Origin of the sequence: Bacteroides sp. 4_1_36 (genome assembly GCF_003466325.1) — a bacterium.
Taxonomy (GTDB): domain Bacteria; phylum Bacteroidota; class Bacteroidia; order Bacteroidales; family Bacteroidaceae; genus Bacteroides; species Bacteroides uniformis.
Genome location: NZ_QSOX01000001.1, coordinates 510821 through 528496, shown reverse-complemented (window position 1 = coordinate 528496; position 17676 = coordinate 510821). Strand labels below are relative to the sequence as shown.

Below are 17676 nucleotides of genomic sequence, written 5' to 3'. Positions count from 1 at the left end.
GAAATATGTCTCAATTTCCACTATATTTCCAGCATGATGCCATGCAATGCGGCATAGCCTGCCTGCAAATGGTATGTAAATATTATGGTAAGGAATATACCCTTGCCCAGCTTTCCGATATATGCTTTGCCACCAATGAAGGCATATCTTTGCTTGGCATAAGTCAGGCTGCCGAAAAACTGGGATTACATACCGTTTGCGGGCGTGCAACAGTGGAGCAGCTGGAACAAGTGGACCTGCCGTCCATCATCTTTTGGAATCAGAATCATTTTGTAGTACTTTACAAAATAAATAAAAGGAAGAAAGGAAATATCTATTATGTGGCAGATCCCGGCAAAGGGAAAATTGTATATACTGAAGGAGAATTTAAAAAAGGATGGTTGAATACACAATCGCAAAGGGAGGAAAAAGGCATAGCAATGTTTTTCGAACCGACAGGGAATTTTTGGGAAATAAATTCTTCCGAGAAGGAAAAGCATTCTTTCCGTTTTTTATATGGTTATCTGAGACAATACAGAAAGCATCTCATTCAAATCTTATTAGGGCTGCTGGTAGGTTGCATATTGCAATTGATCATGCCTTTCCTTACACAATCCATTGTTGATATCGGCATAACTAACAGGGACATCGGATTTATTTGGTTAGTTCTGTTGGGTGAGCTTCTGATTGTCATTGGACGGACAGCGACTGATTTTATCAGACGTTGGTTGCTGTTACATATCTCTATGCGCATTAATATCTCACTTGTAAGTGATTTCTTCATTAAATTATTAAAGTTGCCAATGTCCTTTTTTGATACCAAATTAATGGGGGATTTGCTTCAACGCATGAACGACCATAACCGGGTACAATCATTCCTTACTTCACAGTTACTTAGTACATTGTTTAGTCTATTGAGTTTTGTTGTTTTCGGAATGGTACTCTTTATTTATAACAGGATAATCTTTGGAGTATTCCTTTTAGGCAGTTTTCTTTATGGAGCATGGATCGCCACGTTCCTAAAACGGCGTAAGGTGATCGATTATGAACTTTTTGAGCAGCAGGCAATAAGCCAAAGCAAAACCTATCAGTTCATTACAACAATGCAAGAAATAAAGTTACAAGATTGCGAACGCAGACGCCGCTGGGAATGGGAGGATGTACAGGCCGACCTGTTCAAAGTGCAGATGAAATCCCTTAAATTGCAACAGATGCAGGAAGCGGGAAGCATTTTTATCAATGAGGTAAAGAACATCCTTATAACAGTAATGGCTGCGACATCCGTAATTAATGGCAATATCACATTAGGGGCAATGCTTGCGGTACAATATATTGTAGGACAACTCAATTCACCGGTGGAGCAGCTGATGTCATTCATTTATTCACTACAGGATGTGAGAATCTCGTTGGAACGCATTAATGAAATTCATGAAAGAAAAAGTGAAGAAACATGCGAACGTCAACATATTGGATTTGCAGACAGAACTGACAAATCGATAGTCATTGATAATGTGGATTTTAAATATGACCCGCATGCTCTGAAAAAAACGGTTGAAGGTATATCTTTCATAATTCCTGAAGGAAAAGTGACCGCTATTGTAGGAGCAAGTGGGAGTGGAAAAACTACATTGATAAAACTTATATTAGGTTATTATCCAGTGATGGCAGGTAATATTCTCATAGCCGGAAGAAATCTTGATAATTATAATTTAAAATGGTGGCGTAGGCAATGTGGCGTAGTCATGCAGGACGGAATAATTTTCTCAGAAACAATAGCAAGAAACATTGCAGTGGATGATGGTGATATAGATGTGGAGCGTCTGGAACAGGCTGCACGAATAGCCAATATTCATGATTATATAATGGGACTTCCTCTAAAATACAACACTCAAATCGGTAGGGATGGTATGGGATTGAGTCAGGGGCAAAAACAACGTATTCTTATTGCGCGTGCGGTTTATAAAAAAACTGATTTTATCTTTCTTGATGAAGCGACCAATGCTCTTGATGCCAAAAACGAGAAAGCTATTGTAGAAAACCTGAACGGGTTTTATAAAGGACGCACAGTCATCGTTGTTGCCCACCGGCTTTCAACAGTAAAAAACGCCGATCAGATAATCGTACTTGACAATGGTAAAGTGGTGGAAATAGGAAATCATGCCTCACTTATAGAAAGGCAGGGCATATATTATAATTTAGTGAAAAACCAACTTGAATTAGGCAATTAACATGGAAATAGAGAGAAACAATGGTTCCGATCAGGTTGAACTCCGGTCAGAAAAGGTACGTAACATTATCGGTACGATTCCCCCCGCTTTAGTACGTTGGGGCATAGCTGTTATCACGATTATTTTTGTGATATTAATGTTAGTGTTTTTGGGGGTTCCTTACCCATATGGGAAAGGTGAGAGCATTTTTCAACACTTGTTCTTTTCTTGAAGAAGGGTGTTTTGCAAATCCCTAAATAAACTTTGTATTTCACACTTATCTGTTGTCATGCTTTATCAGATAGGGTGGGTTGTCTCTCTTTTGGGCAGAGAGACTATTTCTCAATTTGGATATATTCCGAATATTTTATTTCTGCATAAGGATTGTCACTTGAGATCATCTGGTGGATGGCTTTGGCCCGTTTCCAGAACCACCACCCTTTGTATTCTATCCAAATGGCCTGATTAAGCGTTACGGGCATTCTGATATCCCCTGTGAGACGGTTCTTCTCAATAAAACCTGTCAACTTTATATACGGTGTTGTCATTTCAATTTTTTGCCGTAACAAAGGAATTGTATCACGGACAATGAAAGTGTCACGGATAACGGCATCTATCGGAGCCTGTACCTCGACCTCATGCCGTGCCGCCGCTTCAAGATGTTTGATTCTCATTCCGAGTTCCTTGATTTTCTCAGTATCTTTGGTACGGAATTTCTTATACTCGTCCATGGTCAACCTCAGTACTTTGACATCGAGCGCCATTGTCGCGGAGTCGGATTGTATCCGCTTTATATCAGAAAGCAGTGCGGTATTGTTCATGCTAAAACGGTCACGCTCTTTCGTAAGACGCTCCATGCGGCGGTACTGTAGCCAGACAATGCTTACGAGTAACAGCATGACACTCAAAAATACTTTGTTCAGTCTATTCATAAGATATGGATTCTTCGGGGATGAACCACAGGAATTCATCCAGATAACTTTCTTCCAGCAACACAAGGCCGCCCCGGTTCGTTTCCCGGTTCTGTGACAGGTCTTCCACGAGCAGTCCACGGCGGCCGATCACCTCGTCCAATCTTATTTGTGAGAGTTTGGGCGAGGCGATGATAATAACATATGAGTTCTTAATCATGACGGTTATGTTCTATGATCCTATTTGTGCGTTCCCTGGCATTTGAGAAGCTCACGAATGTCCGCACGAATTTCGTGCAGGTCGTTCTGTACCGTATTGAGTTGCATCATGGTGGCCTCAAAAACAGACTTGTCCAGTTTCATGGCGTTAATACGGTCATACTGGTTTTTGATTTCGGTCTCCATACCGGCACATTTCGTTTCCAACTTGGCAATCTGCGCCGTGTTGTTGATATGTTGTATGTACAGTGTCAGTGAAAACGATAGTACCACTACAATAATCTTGAAGTACTTTATTACAAATTCCTTGAATTGTTCCATATAATTATTCCATTAAAAGAGTGTATGCGTCCTTGATAGCCCTGAGCAGGAGTTCTGCCGCCGCACTATCCCAAAATCCATAGACAATCAATGCGACCATGATTGCCAGATAAGTCCACCAGGCTATCTCCTGTTTGTCAATCTTATGCTTCCCTCTGGTCATCTTCTGTCGTTTTTTGGGGTACAATTACATTAAAAATCACATTGCCGTCATTACCCTCAATGCGCAGGCGGCTCTCTTCCTTGTGCCTGATGGGGAAAATTTCCATCAGCGCCTTGGCGGCATTGACCGACACGGCCCTAAGTGCCGCAGGAGAGAGGGGGACTCCGAAACGGTCCGTATAGTCCGAAGTGGCCGCCTCGTCCATGACGGCTTTGAGGGTTTCGGTCACTTGCAGTTTCACGGCCATTGTTTCCATTTCAAAGCGCTCCGAAGACAGCAATGTCCTGATGTGTGCCAATACATGGGGCTTGTTCATCAGGTAGTTGGCGGAAGCATTAGGATTCTTTACCGCATTCTCCCCAAACACTTCCACGAAACATTTCTTCGGTCGTCCCGCATATTCCAGGCCGCCATTCACATAGAGGTTGCAAAATTGCAGTTCCTGTTCTGTAAGCGGCTTTCCTTCCGGTTTATCCAGCATGTCCATTATCTTGTCTGATTTCATTTCCTTCTTTTTCTGAAAGAGTAGCGGGTTTCCAGTGATGAGGTTTTACAAAATCCGCTTTCTCATTAATTAATTGTTCCATCAGTGCCTCATAAAACACTTGTGCCAGCGCGTCGGCACATGCCTCGGCATCCGCCAGTGAATTTATAATCCGCAAATTGAACTTAATTTCAAGGTCATAGCCCGATATAAACGCCATAAGTTCATTGCCGTCATAGCCTAATGCCCCATATGTCATACGGTCTGCAGTATGAAACGTGATGGTTTCCGGAATCGGGCCCTGCTGAATGTCTTCCGCATCTTTTTTATTGATATCCGTCATCATATTTTAAAGTGTTTACGGGTTTTCTCTTTTGCCTGTATTGTGATTGCTTCCCCGCCCGCATGACGTAACCGGGAGGTATAGATACCAAGTATGTCAAGTGTGGCCGTTACATCGGCAGCCGCATCATGTGCATCATTCAATTCCACTCCCAATCGGGAGGCGATCAGCTCCAATTTGTAAGAAGTCACTTCCGGATCGGCTGCAAATGCCAGCCTCCCTACTGTAAGCGTATCGATATAGTGGGGCTGGAAATTACCGTAATAGTCCTTCGTTCCGGCAAAAGTTTTTTCAAACTCGGCAACCAGTCCGGCATAGTTCATCAATTGTTGTAAGAAACCGATATCAAAAGTGACATTCTGTCCGATCAGTATGGGTTTACACTGGTTGCCTTTCGACAAGGCGCTACGTTTGGCGAAGGCGATGATTTCTCCGGCCGCCGTCTTCATATCCACCCCTTGTGTACGTAACATTTCCATAGTGATGGCGGAATAGTCCAATGCCGTCTGCTCATATTTCATAGGGACAACCCCGGCTTCCTTCGCCTGTTCGTGGCGGGTTCGTAACACTTTGCGACGGGGCAGTCCGGCATCCGCCTTGCCATAGGGGGCGATATACGCCTGACAATGGTCGAACACCTGCCAGGTGTCGAAACGGACGGCTTGCAGGGCGATCTGGGTACAGGCGCATTCACGGCAGTCCAGACCGCCGGTTTCAAAATCCATCCCGATCCCCACGTATACTTTCTGTTCTGTTTTTGGTGTCATGTCTTAGGATTGAATGAATAACATTGAGTTCTTATAGGTTTGGAGCATATTGCATCCGTTATAATCACTGTAACGGACGACAGCCGTGAGAATGACCACCCGGCCCTTGAGGGCCTGTATCTCGGTGCGATGTTCCATGTAGTAGTCGTTCCAGCAGACACATTCCGTAATGCGGTTGTTCTGCGAGAGCGTGAGCTTGGCGAAACGTTTCCGGCTTCCCGTTTCTCTGTCCTTATAAGTATGCTCCGCAACCTCCACAACCGTGACGCAGACCGTTACCTTCCGGCCGTCGTTCTCATCCAGTGCCACCTCGTCCAGTGGCAGGTAAGAGGCTTTTCCCCTGACCTGCCTGCGGGCTTCCGAGTTGTCGAAGATGCGCCAGTAATCAATATTGCCGATGCCCGATACGGCAATCTGCTGTTGAGACCAGAAGAAATGCCTCTCACGCATATCCAGGGGGAAGTCTTTTTCGGAAAGAGAAAATCCCAGTTCCCTGGCGGCACGTTCGAGCAGGGCGCAGCGTTCGGTAACCGCCCCGACATTTTCCACGCGGTCAAAACATCCGGCAAGGACCATGTGCTTGACATGACGGGCATTCACGGGCACTTTCACCGCCTCCTCCGGGTTGTCCGGGTCATCCCAATAGCTGTACTTTTTGAGCTTGTAACGGAAAATGCGGTGTATGAAGTTCTCAATGCCGGTATACGCCCCGCCTCGGTCACGTTCCGTAACGATGTGTTCCACCGTCTTGACACCCACCTGTTTGATACGGGTAAGCGACCAGAATATTTCATCGGTGGCGTAGTCGGTAAAGAACTCCGTTCCCGAGCGGTTGATGTCCGGCGGCACGATCTTGGCTGACGAGCAGCGTTCCATCTCCGCCATCAGCGGGGGAATTTCCTTGTCATCCGCCCATTGCAATGCTACGGTATAGAATGCCGACGGGTAATTGGCCTTGAGCCAAGCCCCGCAGTAGGCGGTCAGGGCATAGGCTGCGGCATGGGAACGGTTGAACGAATATTTTCCGGCCACCTCTATCTTGTGCCAGATTTCTTCCGCTTCATAGTCCGGGCAGCCATTGCGGACAGCCCCCGCGATGAAATCGGCCTTGAGCGTAGCCATCAGATCCGCCTTCTTCTTGCCGATGGCTTTTCTCAACAGGTCGGTTTTGCCGAGGTCAAAGCCGCCGAGTGTGTGGGCTATGGACATGAACTGCTCCTGATAGCACATTATTCCGAACGTGTTCTTCGTCGCTTCGTAACAGCCGTAGTCATAGACCGGCGCCACTTCCCCCCGCCGGAAACGGATATAATCCTCCGTGGCCCCGATGTCGAGCGTGGCGGGACGGTACAGGGCGTTGATGGCGATCAGGTCCTCTATGCACTTTGGCCGCACATCCTGAATGAAGCGGGTGATGCCGGGTGAAGAGAACTGGAAAACATTCTGTGTGTTGCCTTCAGCGAGCAGCCGGTACGTCTTGTCATCTTCCAGCATCTCCTGTGTGATACGTTCTATGGACAGTTCCTGTCCGAAATGACTGTTGGCCAATGCGATGACGGCGCTGAGCTTGGCGAGCTCCTTTGTCGCCAGCACATCCTCCTTCAGCAGCCCGATCTCATCGACCGAGTAGCCGTCGAATTCCGACACCAATGCACCGTCCATCTTTCGGACAGGCAGGTAATCGAAGCACTCGGCCTGCCTGCCGTCCCGGGCATCAGGTGTCACTATAATTGCGGAAGCATGTATGGATGCGGCCTTGGGCTGTCCGAGCAGCCCGCGCACATCTTCAATGACTTCCGGATAGGTCTGGATAAACTCACGCAGTTTCCTGTTTGTCGTCGCCTGCATGAACAGCCCCGTCCAGTCCGTACCGTCATCTATCATGGCTGTGATATAGTTCACGATGGCATGCGGCACGCGGTGCACACGCGCCACATCCTTCAATGCTGCCTTGAGCTTCATGGTTGTAAAGGTTCCAGCCGAGAACACACGCTGGCGGCCATCCACATTGTAACGTTCTTCCAGATAGTCCTTGATCTCCTGCCGTCGGTCGGAAGCGTAATCGACATCGATATCGGGCAAGGACGCGTGTCCGCCTTCCGTCAGCCCTCTGTCAACGAACGAATCCATGACAGTCAAAGGGGTATCCGCTTTCCTGATTTTAATGTGAGTCACTTTCATCTTATATACTTCTTATATCGAACAATGGCGCTTACCGTCTGGCGGCTGACGCCGTACTGTTTTGCCAAGGTATTCTGTGAGACTTTGCCGGAGAAATACTTCACCCGTACCTCTTCCGCCTGTGCGTTCGTCAGTTTGGCGTTCACACTTTTCTCTCCATAATCCTGTTTGAGCCCGCCCGCAATGGCGTGTTCCATATTCTGTTGGTGCGTACACATTTCCAAATTGTCCGCGGTGTTGTTGTATCGGTCACCGTCAATATGGTTCACTTCCAACTTTGGATTCCATTCCGGAAGGAAGTGCTGTGCCACGAGACGGTGTACGGAGAATTTTGTCCCGACGCCTCCCTTATAAAGCCGCACACAGTCGTAATATGAGGTGGTCCCGCACCAATGGCTCATGATCCGTTCAGGCTGTGTCCAGGTGATACCGCCATGCGATACCTGCCGTTCCAGACTCTTGATGCGCCCCTTGTTGCTGATTCTATACTTCCCTTCATAATTTTTGATATCCACCCAGATTTCCCGGGTGTCAGTCATTGGCTATTCTGTTATATGCTGTTTGAAAAATATCCCGGTCTATCTCCACGCCTATGAAGCGCCGTCCCATGTTCCTGCAGGCGACAGCAGTACTGCCGCTGCCCATCGCAAAATCAAGGACGAGGTCCTCCTCGTCGGTATAGGTGCGTATCAGATATTCCAGCAAGGCAACCGGTTTCTGTGTTGCGTGCAGGCAGGACCTCTGCTTGTCCGTCTTGAATCTCAATACACTGCGCGGATAGCGTTCCGTGGAGATGTAGTCCCGGTAATTGTCATGCTTCCGATATATCTCCCCGCTGTCACACTTGCGCCGGTGGTCGGCCATTACGATCTTGCACCGGTGCCCGTCCGTTTTGACGGGGTTGTATTTGGGCAGCCTGTCATAGAACACGAGAATGTCCTCGTGCGCTTTCATCGGCATACGCCCGGCATTGAGAAAACCTGTCGCCTGTGTCTTCTCCCAGATCCATTCATAACGCAGCTTTTCAAGATTGGAACAGCCTAATATGCTGGTAAAAGGATGCTGGCAGAACAGCAGTATGGGAGTTCCGGGGGCAGAAACGCCTTGTATGGCATTCCACATCCCCCGAATATCTATCACGGCGTCCCAGCGGCAGTGTGTCGTACCATATGGCGGGTCTGACAATACCATGTCGGCAACGATGCCCTGCCCTGCCAATAGGGGCAGCACCTCGAGGGCGTCACCCCGGTAAAGGTCGCAGCCGTCATAGGGACGGCGGTGTTCGTAAGTCGGATTCATGGGTTTCGAGTTCCTTTAAGTTCCACAAACAATCTCGGCGGTCAAAAAGAATTTCGTCACCGCAAATCAATTCATCGGCATATATTGTTTTTTCTTCCCCGCCGCGGAGAATCCTCAAACGGGCATCCGCACAGAGACGATAAGTCTTATTTTCAGATTGTATCTCCACATATTGTTCGCCTTTGTTAAGCGTAATGTCCGGAGCCAGTACCGTTATCTCGTTTTTCCAAACCAGTCCGCAGCGTTCCGGAACAAGAAAACGTGAGAAAATCAGGTCGTATTTCAGCGGGTCGATGGAGGTAATGCCCAACAGGTAGGAGACCAACGATCCGCCGGCGGAGCCACGCCCGATACCGGTTGCAATGCCCCGGCGGTGCGCCTCACGCACCATGTCCCACTGTACAAGAAAATAATCCACGTTGTCGGTTGACTCGATGATATAGACTTCCTCGTCCAGCCGTTCCCGGTAGCGTTCCATATCCGGAACTTTTCGTTTCAACCCTTCATCAAGCAGCCGGAGGAACATCGTGCGGCGATTGCCGTACCGTTCCACTTCTTCGGGACGCATACGGTATTCGGGCATGAACATCCGTCCGGTCTCGAACACGGCTTCCGCCCGTTCTGCAATCTCCACCGTAGGGCGGCACATACGCCCGAACAGGGCATCGAAGTCCCATTTCTCGGAAAAAAGCGGACGGAGCGTGTCATACAGTTCATCCGCCGTTTTGAAATATTGCTCCCCGCTCTGTTCGTGTGCGGCTCCTGCAGCAATTTTATTCACTATAATTTTGGAAGCGGCATCATCTTTGTCCATATAATAGCAATCCGGCAGGAGGATCGGTTCTACTGTAAACAGATCCCTTTCGGTATCATAGCAATTACAGAAATAATATTTAAGGGCTTCCAGCTGCTCCCGGTCAATACGGTCCGCCTTATATTCGTTGGCGTCTATCTGGTAATAAACCGCTTCGGCCCCTTTCCGGATCCGTTCCACCTGCTTAGGGTGTCCGGCCATCCAATAGACAGAGCGGGTGGCAAAGACCGGCACACACCCTGCGGCATACATCAGCAGCTGTTCATAACGGATTGTATTGTTTTCCGAAACCACCATCACGGCGGACTGGATACGCAGCAGGTTGTGGAGCCCCTCATTGTTCAAGGCATATATTTTCAGGTTTACGGCTTCTTCTTCATGAATCATTGTCAGCGAGTAGCCGAAGATGTGTTTCAGCCCGTTTTTGGCACATTCTTTTTGGAAATTGAGTGTGGCGGCCATTGTATTACGGTCACAAATGCCGACCGCCGTATGTCCTGACCATTTTGCCTTGCGGCATAAATCCTCCAGGGAACCACAGGCGTTCAGCAGTTCGTAAGAAGTATGGACACCAAGATTCACAAACGGAATGTCATGTACCGGAGGCCCGGGACGGCCGATGTATTTCAACAGATTGAAACGGAATTCTTCCCGAAGGTCGTAATAGTACCAGTTATATCCGAACGGAAAAGCCACATGGTAGATTCCCTCCTCCATCAATACTGCCGGATTCTCCATCAGATTGAAGACAAGTTTATCGCCGTCACTGCGGAAAATGGATTCCACACCTGACAGGTCAGCCGTGAACAGCCGTCCGAACCCGGGTATGTCCACCACCTCCGTGTCAACCGGTATATAAGAAATCCGTTGTGTGTCAAGCCATGCGAGCAGTTCCTGTATCATCTTTCCTGTACTTTTTTGAGTTTGTATTCAAGGACAGACAGCAGACGGTAGGCAAAGATGCCGTAGACCTCCGTTTCCGCCAGTTCATCCCAGTCTTTATCGGCATCCGCTATATCTGCGATGAACACCTCGAAGTAGGGCCTCAGCCGTTCCGCAGCCCGTTTGACCGCCTCGACGGCATCACCGTCATATCCAATAACCACGGTCCTCACGCCCTTCGATTGCAGCTTGTAAATCTGCACATCGGAAATTTTCTTTCCGAAAGTCGCTACGGCGGCAATATGCGGGTTATCGTAAAGCTCAAGTTTTCGCGTCAGCGCGATGACGTCAAAAACGCCCTCTGCAACGATGACCGTATCGGTACCGTCCTTGCGGACGGCATCATAGTTATAAAGAAGTTTGGAAAAGTCGTTCTCTGTGGAATTCCGATAACGAAGTATCTTGTATTCACCTTTGTATTTCGTTTTACGGTTGTAGGTGTCTATCTCCTCTTTTGGCCAGGTATGGCGTGAAACATATCCGACAACCATACCGCAGTCGATGACCGGGAAAATTACATAGTCGGCATACCGCGGATTGAGCCTGCCGGTTATTCCGGCAGGAAAATATTCATAGTCATCGAAGCGGAATCCGCGCTGTTTCAGATATGGGTGGCGGAAAGTCCGTTTATAGAAGTCCGGCAGTCCGGACGGGACCAGTTCATCGTCTATATCTTCCGCCTCGTCAGGTTCCAGCAGGTGCAGGTTCAGCGGTGCCGAGATATCTGTTGTTTCGGAAACCATCAGGTCCATGCGTCCGATAGCCTCCAATAACTGCGCAAGTGTACGGGTGGACGCCCCGCAGGAGAAACAGTGTGCCATGAACGGTCTGTGGCGGACGGTTTCCTTACCGATATAGATACCGAACTTACCGCCCTGCTTGCCGCAGAACGGACAGCGCGGAACGATAAGGTTCTTGCCGCTCCCGTCCCGTTTGGCCCCCGTCTCACGGGTTATCTCCGAAACCAGATATTGATATTCCTGTACAGACAGTTCCATACTAAGGTATAGTACTGCCGGTCATAATAAAGTTTGAGCATTCTATAAATTGACTAATTATAAATGATTGTTCTGCCCTTCAACGAACAATGTTATAGTGTCGACTTTGTTAATTAAGACAAATACATTAGTGATGCTAAAATTATGATAATCAAACAAATAATCTTTATAAAGTTTTGGAATTTCAAAGAAAATTCCTATCTTTGCGAACTGTTTTGTCCATTGGCACATTGGATTATTGTGTAACGACTTAAAAACCAATAAAGTATGTGCCTGCTTTGTTGGTAGTTTAAAACTATGTGTAAAGCAAATGATAAGCTATTTCTGTTTAGCTATATTTTAGGGAGGTTTGTAGAAATTCATCGAGAGATGACTGTTTCCAATGGCAATGCGATGCCTTCAAAAGAAATATTACAATCATTCTCTAATACAAGAATTATGAAATTGCTCTATTGTTTATGCTTAGAGAGTTTGACTAATTTAGAAGAACCGCAAGGAGAAAATATACGCATAAATCAGAATAATCTATTTGAGTTTTTTGGCGCTTTCAGTGCATTGCCCAACGGACCTGTACTCCTTCATATTTATAATGCATTAGACATTATTCCCGGATTTAGATATGAAGAAGGGCATTTTCAAGAACAAATGTCAGAGACCCAATGCTTGATTCCGCCCAAATACAGAGATAGATATGAAAAGATTATTCATTTGATTGACAATGCTGTTTTGGGATTACAACAAAATATGAAAAAAGAACTTTTCATGGATAGGGATAAGCTTGTGGATTTAACCCACAATCTCCCATTGTGGAAAGAAACATTCATGTATGAGGCTAATAAGGAAATGAGTACTACGCTGCAAGATCTTCAACGGGAATATGAACAATATGTTTTATTAAGATCAGCAATGTAAAATCATACTATGCCCAATATAGGTTAATAATAGGTGTCTTATGACACCTTTTTTTATAAAACACAAATATTATATGAAAAAGACTTACATAGAAGAAGCTCAGGAAGTATATAATAATATTGTTGGTTGCAAGATAGAATCATACAAATTTTTTGTATTGCAAACATTGAATGGTTATGGTATCAAAAACATAGAACAATTAAGTATACTGAAAAGGGTTTTAAGCGTAAATGAATCTTCAATATTACAATTTAGTTTTCCTGAGAATAAAGACTTTGACTTTTCCTTTAAGGACGATGGCAAATCCAAGAAATACGACAAGGAGAAAAAAAGTTTTTTTGTAGATTTATCTCAGGATCAAAGATTTGAGCAAGAAATGACCAATATCCCTGGGCAGTATAGTATAATTGCAGCATTAAGGATTTGGGAAGAAAAAAAGAAACAAAATAAAGTTGAAGGGCAAGAGCTCCAAAAAGATACCTTCTCCGATGAAGATTTGGCAGCACTGCTTAAACGTTCATTTGGAGAATTTTGTGTTGCTTACACATATATGCATAATAAAACTGATTTTTACAGCTATTGTGACGCTATAACTTTTTTGTTTTTTACTTATTTATGGAAATCCGTTGCGGTTGGAGAATTTTATATTGTTTCCGGTTATAAGGATATAATTAGGGCATGGGAAGACAAAAAAGATGATCTTGATGAAAGAATACTACCAGCCTTTATTAATTGCTATTCTGATATTTCTTCGGCAATAGCAACATTTGTAAATAGAATAAATCCAAAGAACAACGGTGGGCTTTACGAAGTCCATTTTGAACTGGACCAAGATCTGATCATAGATTCAATTCCTGGTAAATATGTCAAAACAGAACATTTACAACCATTGATAAAATTGACACAATTGCTTTTTGATATCACCGTTATAGATATTCGATACATCGCATCAGAAAGTAACCTGTCTAAGTTGATAAATTTTATTTATGCATTTGACAAACTAAAAAAAGTTTATCGCCAACAAAAGCAACTTTAGCTCGCAGAACATCCATATTTCTTGAACAAGCATTTGATGTTAATGCCTTGGAAATATTAAACAATGTAATAGAGGCATTAATTTTCAAGGCCTGTGTATTGTCAAAACAAATGATGGAACAGCAAGCGCCGGCAGGTCCTAAAATATGTTTTGGCTATAGCCCTCTTACCAATCCTGAAATTAATTCAATTATTGAGCAATATTCCCAATATGCAAAAGACTATACTAAAGATATATTCTATGTATTATATAAACATGATTCTAAAAATGATATTTCAACACAGGATAAATTCCAAGATGATTTAAAAAATTGCCGTAAAGATAATAGCCGCTATCCTGAGTGTAGTCTTATTAAAAAGTATAACGAAAATATAGATGAAGGGGTTTCGGCTTATATTACAAATAATAGGCTTTATTACCTTATAAAGAACAATGCTGATCCCCAAAGTATAATCCAAGGAATTGAAAGTTTTGTTCAAGAACATTCAGATATTACGGCATTTAAGTGTGTATCACCTTCTACATTGGTAAAATCGATATTATGGTTATATAACTATCTCAAGAACAGTGTAAATAGGGAACATAGAGTAATATATACTTATGGAAAATTACTTAACTGCTTAAGGCTTTTCATCATAGCATATAAAAATGAAAAAGATGCCCCGAGAAGATTTCGTTCATATTTTGAGTATTCATATTGCTCGGTAGAAGACAAGAAAGTGATTAAAGTGTATCTTTCTCCGGCAGAATTGCAGAATTATGACAGAGAACAAACCAAGCAATATATATTCTTTGCATCACAAGGGTATTCTCCTGTAAATATGCAATTTCTGGAAAACTTTTTCTTAAAATATAATAGGGAATTTAGGACATTTGAAGGAGACGCGATAGAGGATTCTATAAAAAAATCTGAAGAATTATCCGGAAAGATTACAGGTGCTATAGCAACAATAAAAGAAGAACGGGGGCGGACGCTACAATTAGTCGGATTATTAGGAACGTTCATCGCTTTTGTATCTTCTTTGGTTGGTACGCAGAAAGTTGCAATAGATATTTTTGATTTTATGTTATTTTCTATAACATTTATGACCGGGATATTGGTGTTTGTGTTTTGCGTATATAATATTGCAAATCCAGATAAAGAAAGTGTGTGGAAATTGCAAAACTTTAAAAATCCTTACTTTATAACATTACTTTTATTAATCTTGGCAATGGCAATATTGGTTTGTATTCGACCATCAAAGGCAAATACAAACCATATACCACTCGAGACAATTCAAAAAGCAAGAAAAACAGACATTGAAGTTTACGAAGATTCGTCTTCTCAACATGTGTACCATATACAAAAACAAATCGACAAGAAGTCTACCAATGCCTCTTCAGACACCACTCTTTCTTCCAAAAAAGGAATAGTGGATTCTTTACCGTAGTAATGAAAGTGTCCTCTGCCCGTCATAGAACACCTCGTTGTCATAGTCCGTCGCTATTTTGATGGTATCGCCCTTTTTGAAAAAGCGGCTCTTGGCCACATGCAGGCGCATCACGTTCTCCTTGCGTTCGGCCGATGACTGGTTGAGTGAAATAAGGTGCGTGCATGGGCGTGCCAGCCCCTTGGCCTCCGAACAGTTGTACTCTGTCAGTACATTCCTTTCGTCATTCAGCCACTCGCGGTCTTCAATGGTCGATTGATATGTCACGACCATCCATACCTTTTCGTCCGCCGCCAGGTCCTTGAGGTCATTGGCCACGGCGATACGCTTTGCGCGTTCATGGTCGGCACCCCATGAACGGCGGTTGGCGTCTGTCAGCAGATCCATCGAATCGACGATGACGATGTCCGGATTGTGACCTTTGAGTTTGCGGTATTCCGAGATTCCGTTCTTGATGTCAAGCGTCGATACCTGGGCGTTGAAACGCGGATAACTGCGTACCGTGATGCTGCCGGCATACGATGCCACCAGCTTTTCCAGATGGCGCATCTCCGTATCCGAGATCTTTCCCCGTTCGTAATAATAGGCGTTCTTGGAAACCAGCCCTCCCGAATAGGCGTTCAATGCTTCCTCCTCGGACCCCTCCAGCTGGAAGTGCAGCACATGCAGCCCGTCGTCGATATCCGCCCTGACACCTATCCATTTGGCGATATGGGATTTCCCCACACCGGTACTGGCAAGAAAGCAGGTCAGCTGCCCCCGCAGGTTGCGTCCGGCATTGAGCGCGTCCAGAAACGGGATATAGAACCGGGACACACGTGGTGATGCCGAGCGTTCCTCTTCCTCCTCACGGCGGCGGTTCCGCTGGAAGCGCTCCGTAAAGGTCTCCGCCACATCAATGAACGAGGTACTCTTCAGTGTAAAGCCCGCCAGCCATTCGGCATACCCGCGCAATGCCTTTTCCGCCTTGTCCTGCTTGTTCTCGTTATACAGTTTTCCCACTTCCGCATAGACCGACTGTAACCGGACCCCCTTGATGTAGGACTCCAGCATGTCGATCATCACTTCGGGACTCTGGCCCTCGTCATACTCCCGGAAGGTATCTATCAACTCAATGGCATCGTAATCCTCATGGAAAGTCTGTGCCAGTACGGCATATGACGGCGGTGTCTTGTAGGTTCTGAAATGTGCGGCAATAGCCTCCTGCACCCGTTGGAATGAGCGGTCCGGAAGGTATTCCTTGCGCATGTGGCGGGAAAGGACAGCGCACAGCTGCTCCTGGCACAGCGCCGTGGCATAGAGCTCATACAGGAACTCGGCGCTGAGCGGATTGACGGAACTCATGGCTTCACCTCCTCTTTCCACCATGCCTCACAACGAATCCGGTAAAGTTCCGGATAACGCGCCTCTGTTCTACGGCGGCACGGATTCGCTTTCGTACATTTGGAACATGACGGCGAGAAGGGTGTCCACATCAATGTGGAGAGCGCACAGACGAGATAGCCGGCCTCGCTGGAGAGCAGACGCCGTTTGGTAATCTCCTCATATTCCGGGTAAATGAAACGTCCGAAAGGATGCCCGCGGCGGTTCTCCATTGCCTGTGTCAGACTGTCACGTGACAGTCCGAAACCTTTCAGCCACCGGTCTTCCCAATAACGGCGTTCCTTTCCGGAATGAAGATACCGGTCAGCTGCCTTCCGGCCAAACGAATGGGAAATGTTCCACTTTCCACGATAAGAGGGAGCATATCCGGAAAGGGCATACACCTGGCATATGCAGAAATCGGACAGGCGTTCCGGACTGACAGATCCGGCTTCCCGGCACAACAGGTCGAAACATGCCGAAAGCTGTCTGTCCGCCTTTCCTCCGGACGGGAACTGGAAATCCGGCCACACTGCCGCACGGAGCAAGCGTGTAAAAAGCCTCCGGCATCCGTCAATCCACTCTTTTTTCTCCATCACGTGTCAAAAGTTTGCGCAGTTGTGTCTTGGCCAGAAAGAGACGGCTCTTGACCGTCTCCACATTTCTGGTCTGCAATGTTCCGTTGCGGTAAGTTATCTCCATGATTTCTCCGATCTTATAGCCGGCCTGCTGTAAAAGCAGGGCCTCTTTGTAAATCGGCTTGAGCCTGTCCAATGCCCAAAGGATATCATCATTGTAATACTTGTGATAATTATCCATTCCCATGCAGTTCTCCGACGGTTCCTCCTCGCCCGGCAGGGAGGAGGATATTTCCGAGATGTCGATATTGTCATCCGGGGGCATGCGGCTTTTATTGCGGTTGTTGAGGTCCGCCACAAGCCGCTTGGTCACGGCATAGATCCATGTTTTCACCGGACGCGCCGGATCATAACTGTCCATGTACTTGAAGAAATTAACCAGCGCTTCAAGATAGTTATCCTCTATGTCCTCCTGGTTATAGGTATATTTGATACAAATGCTGTATATCAGATTCTTGTGCGGCATCACATACTTTCTGAGAAGTTCCGCCCTCCGTCTTGCGGATTCATCGTCAGAGGGTACAACCGCAATAAACACATCTTTCTTTTCCACGTTTTCACTGACCGAAAAAAGGTTGATAATGAATCTCATGTCCTAATCTGTCAGCTGCCATTGAGCATCAATTAAAAAAAGCGGGCGGAGAGAAGGCCGCCCGAATCTTGGCAAGTG

19 protein-coding genes are annotated in these 17676 nt (G+C 45.9%); 4 read left to right on the top strand and 15 right to left on the bottom strand.

Annotated elements, in window-relative coordinates; translation table 11 throughout:
• Nucleotides 1-5 precede the first annotated feature (5 nt).
• The gene (locus DXD65_RS02530) at nt 6-2207 is read left to right on the top strand and encodes a peptidase domain-containing ABC transporter (protein WP_101602731.1); all 2202 of its coding nucleotides are present in this window, start codon (nt 6-8) and stop codon (nt 2205-2207) included.
• 314 nt (nt 2208-2521) lie between these two features.
• Here the strand turns inward: DXD65_RS02530 and DXD65_RS02520 are convergent, their stop codons facing one another.
• The 12 genes from DXD65_RS02520 to DXD65_RS02470 are packed head-to-tail and all read right to left on the bottom strand — an operon-like array spanning nt 2522 to nt 11628.
• Nucleotides 2522-3118, bottom strand: coding sequence for a DUF6549 family protein (locus DXD65_RS02520; protein ID WP_101602733.1), 597 nt, complete (start codon nt 3116-3118; stop codon nt 2522-2524).
• Nucleotides 3111-3317 carry a hypothetical protein gene (locus tag DXD65_RS02515; RefSeq protein WP_101602734.1) on the bottom strand — a complete coding sequence of 69 codons (207 nt, stop codon included), beginning with the start codon at nt 3315-3317 and terminating at the stop codon, nt 3111-3113. The genes DXD65_RS02520 and DXD65_RS02515 overlap by 8 nt, the downstream gene beginning before the upstream one ends.
• Before the next feature lie 20 nt (nt 3318-3337).
• Nucleotides 3338-3637 carry a hypothetical protein gene (locus DXD65_RS02510; protein WP_101602735.1) on the bottom strand — a complete coding sequence of 100 codons (300 nt, stop codon included), beginning with the start codon at nt 3635-3637 and terminating at the stop codon, nt 3338-3340.
• 4 nt (nt 3638-3641) lie between these two features.
• Nucleotides 3642-3800, bottom strand: coding sequence for a hypothetical protein (locus tag DXD65_RS21090; RefSeq protein WP_162838076.1), 159 nt, complete (start codon nt 3798-3800; stop codon nt 3642-3644).
• Nucleotides 3781-4305 (bottom strand): hypothetical protein, encoded by a 525-nt coding sequence (locus tag DXD65_RS02505; protein ID WP_101602736.1) that lies wholly within the window; start codon nt 4303-4305, stop codon nt 3781-3783. Before DXD65_RS02505 ends, DXD65_RS21090 begins: the two co-directional genes overlap by 20 nt.
• Nucleotides 4271-4630 (bottom strand): hypothetical protein, encoded by a 360-nt coding sequence (locus DXD65_RS02500; RefSeq protein WP_229093127.1) that lies wholly within the window; start codon nt 4628-4630, stop codon nt 4271-4273. The genes DXD65_RS02505 and DXD65_RS02500 overlap by 35 nt, the downstream gene beginning before the upstream one ends.
• Nucleotides 4627-5394 carry a PolC-type DNA polymerase III gene (locus DXD65_RS02495; protein WP_101602737.1) on the bottom strand — a complete coding sequence of 256 codons (768 nt, stop codon included), beginning with the start codon at nt 5392-5394 and terminating at the stop codon, nt 4627-4629. The genes DXD65_RS02500 and DXD65_RS02495 overlap by 4 nt, the downstream gene beginning before the upstream one ends.
• Nucleotides 5395-5397: 3 nt before the next feature.
• Complete coding sequence (locus DXD65_RS02490; protein ID WP_101602738.1) at nt 5398-7575, bottom strand: DNA polymerase III subunit alpha; 2178 nt, start codon at nt 7573-7575, stop codon at nt 5398-5400.
• Entirely contained in the window at nt 7572-8114 is a 543-nt protein-coding gene (locus DXD65_RS02485; RefSeq protein ID WP_101602739.1) for an HNH endonuclease, read from the bottom strand. Before DXD65_RS02485 ends, DXD65_RS02490 begins: the two co-directional genes overlap by 4 nt.
• The gene (locus tag DXD65_RS02480) at nt 8107-8874 is read right to left on the bottom strand and encodes a DNA-methyltransferase (RefSeq protein WP_101602740.1); all 768 of its coding nucleotides are present in this window, start codon (nt 8872-8874) and stop codon (nt 8107-8109) included. The genes DXD65_RS02485 and DXD65_RS02480 overlap by 8 nt, the downstream gene beginning before the upstream one ends.
• A complete protein-coding gene (locus tag DXD65_RS02475) occupies nt 8840-10591 on the bottom strand; it encodes a PHP domain-containing protein (RefSeq protein WP_101602741.1) in 1752 nt (583 codons plus the stop codon). Before DXD65_RS02475 ends, DXD65_RS02480 begins: the two co-directional genes overlap by 35 nt.
• Complete coding sequence (locus tag DXD65_RS02470; RefSeq protein ID WP_101602742.1) at nt 10588-11628, bottom strand: toprim domain-containing protein; 1041 nt, start codon at nt 11626-11628, stop codon at nt 10588-10590. The genes DXD65_RS02475 and DXD65_RS02470 overlap by 4 nt, the downstream gene beginning before the upstream one ends.
• A gap of 297 nt (nt 11629-11925) precedes the next feature.
• Here DXD65_RS02470 and DXD65_RS02465 point away from each other — a divergent pair, with 297 nt between their 5' ends.
• The 3 genes from DXD65_RS02465 (at nt 11926) to DXD65_RS02455 (ending at nt 15006) form a co-directional block, all read left to right on the top strand.
• Nucleotides 11926-12540 (top strand): hypothetical protein, encoded by a 615-nt coding sequence (locus DXD65_RS02465; RefSeq protein ID WP_101602743.1) that lies wholly within the window; start codon nt 11926-11928, stop codon nt 12538-12540.
• Between the two features lie 73 nt (nt 12541-12613).
• The gene (locus DXD65_RS02460) at nt 12614-13576 is read left to right on the top strand and encodes a hypothetical protein (RefSeq protein ID WP_147328006.1); all 963 of its coding nucleotides are present in this window, start codon (nt 12614-12616) and stop codon (nt 13574-13576) included.
• Between the two features lie 110 nt (nt 13577-13686).
• On the top strand, nt 13687-15006 hold the full coding sequence (locus tag DXD65_RS02455) for a hypothetical protein (protein ID WP_147328005.1): 1320 nt from the start codon (nt 13687-13689) through the stop codon (nt 15004-15006).
• On the opposite strand, the gene DXD65_RS02450 is transcribed toward DXD65_RS02455, so the two are convergent.
• From DXD65_RS02450 to DXD65_RS02440, 3 genes are read right to left on the bottom strand one after another with little or no spacing between them, the layout of a single operon-like run.
• Nucleotides 14998-16350, bottom strand: coding sequence for a DnaB-like helicase C-terminal domain-containing protein (locus DXD65_RS02450; protein WP_101602745.1), 1353 nt, complete (start codon nt 16348-16350; stop codon nt 14998-15000). The two genes, DXD65_RS02455 and DXD65_RS02450, sit on opposite strands and share 9 nt — an antisense overlap.
• Nucleotides 16347-16964 carry a hypothetical protein gene (locus DXD65_RS02445; protein ID WP_101602746.1) on the bottom strand — a complete coding sequence of 206 codons (618 nt, stop codon included), beginning with the start codon at nt 16962-16964 and terminating at the stop codon, nt 16347-16349. Before DXD65_RS02445 ends, DXD65_RS02450 begins: the two co-directional genes overlap by 4 nt.
• Complete coding sequence (locus DXD65_RS02440) at nt 16942-17598, bottom strand: RNA polymerase sigma factor (RefSeq protein WP_229093126.1); 657 nt, start codon at nt 17596-17598, stop codon at nt 16942-16944. Before DXD65_RS02440 ends, DXD65_RS02445 begins: the two co-directional genes overlap by 23 nt.
• Nucleotides 17599-17676: the final 78 nt, after the last annotated feature.

Coding starts and splice junctions, on each gene's coding strand:
- DXD65_RS02480 (WP_101602740.1), bottom strand. CDS start 8,874: ATGAATCCGACTTACGAACACCGCCGTCCCTATGACGGCTGCGACCTT.
- DXD65_RS02470 (WP_101602742.1), bottom strand. CDS start 11,628: ATGGAACTGTCTGTACAGGAATATCAATATCTGGTTTCGGAGATAACC.
- DXD65_RS02475 (WP_101602741.1), bottom strand. CDS start 10,591: ATGATACAGGAACTGCTCGCATGGCTTGACACACAACGGATTTCTTAT.
- DXD65_RS02450 (WP_101602745.1), bottom strand. CDS start 16,350: ATGAGTTCCGTCAATCCGCTCAGCGCCGAGTTCCTGTATGAGCTCTAT.
- DXD65_RS02445 (WP_101602746.1), bottom strand. CDS start 16,964: ATGGAGAAAAAAGAGTGGATTGACGGATGCCGGAGGCTTTTTACACGC.
- DXD65_RS02490 (WP_101602738.1), bottom strand. CDS start 7,575: ATGAAAGTGACTCACATTAAAATCAGGAAAGCGGATACCCCTTTGACT.
- DXD65_RS02495 (WP_101602737.1), bottom strand. CDS start 5,394: ATGACACCAAAAACAGAACAGAAAGTATACGTGGGGATCGGGATGGAT.
- DXD65_RS02465 (WP_101602743.1), top strand. CDS start 11,926: ATGTGTAAAGCAAATGATAAGCTATTTCTGTTTAGCTATATTTTAGGG.
- DXD65_RS02500 (WP_229093127.1), bottom strand. CDS start 4,630: ATGATGACGGATATCAATAAAAAAGATGCGGAAGACATTCAGCAGGGC.
- DXD65_RS02455 (WP_147328005.1), top strand. CDS start 13,687: ATGATGGAACAGCAAGCGCCGGCAGGTCCTAAAATATGTTTTGGCTAT.
- DXD65_RS02505 (WP_101602736.1), bottom strand. CDS start 4,305: ATGAAATCAGACAAGATAATGGACATGCTGGATAAACCGGAAGGAAAG.
- DXD65_RS21090 (WP_162838076.1), bottom strand. CDS start 3,800: ATGACCAGAGGGAAGCATAAGATTGACAAACAGGAGATAGCCTGGTGG.
- DXD65_RS02530 (WP_101602731.1), top strand. CDS start 6: ATGTCTCAATTTCCACTATATTTCCAGCATGATGCCATGCAATGCGGC.
- DXD65_RS02520 (WP_101602733.1), bottom strand. CDS start 3,118: ATGAATAGACTGAACAAAGTATTTTTGAGTGTCATGCTGTTACTCGTA.
- DXD65_RS02485 (WP_101602739.1), bottom strand. CDS start 8,114: ATGACTGACACCCGGGAAATCTGGGTGGATATCAAAAATTATGAAGGG.
- DXD65_RS02515 (WP_101602734.1), bottom strand. CDS start 3,317: ATGATTAAGAACTCATATGTTATTATCATCGCCTCGCCCAAACTCTCA.
- DXD65_RS02440 (WP_229093126.1), bottom strand. CDS start 17,598: ATGAGATTCATTATCAACCTTTTTTCGGTCAGTGAAAACGTGGAAAAG.
- DXD65_RS02460 (WP_147328006.1), top strand. CDS start 12,614: ATGAAAAAGACTTACATAGAAGAAGCTCAGGAAGTATATAATAATATT.
- DXD65_RS02510 (WP_101602735.1), bottom strand. CDS start 3,637: ATGGAACAATTCAAGGAATTTGTAATAAAGTACTTCAAGATTATTGTA.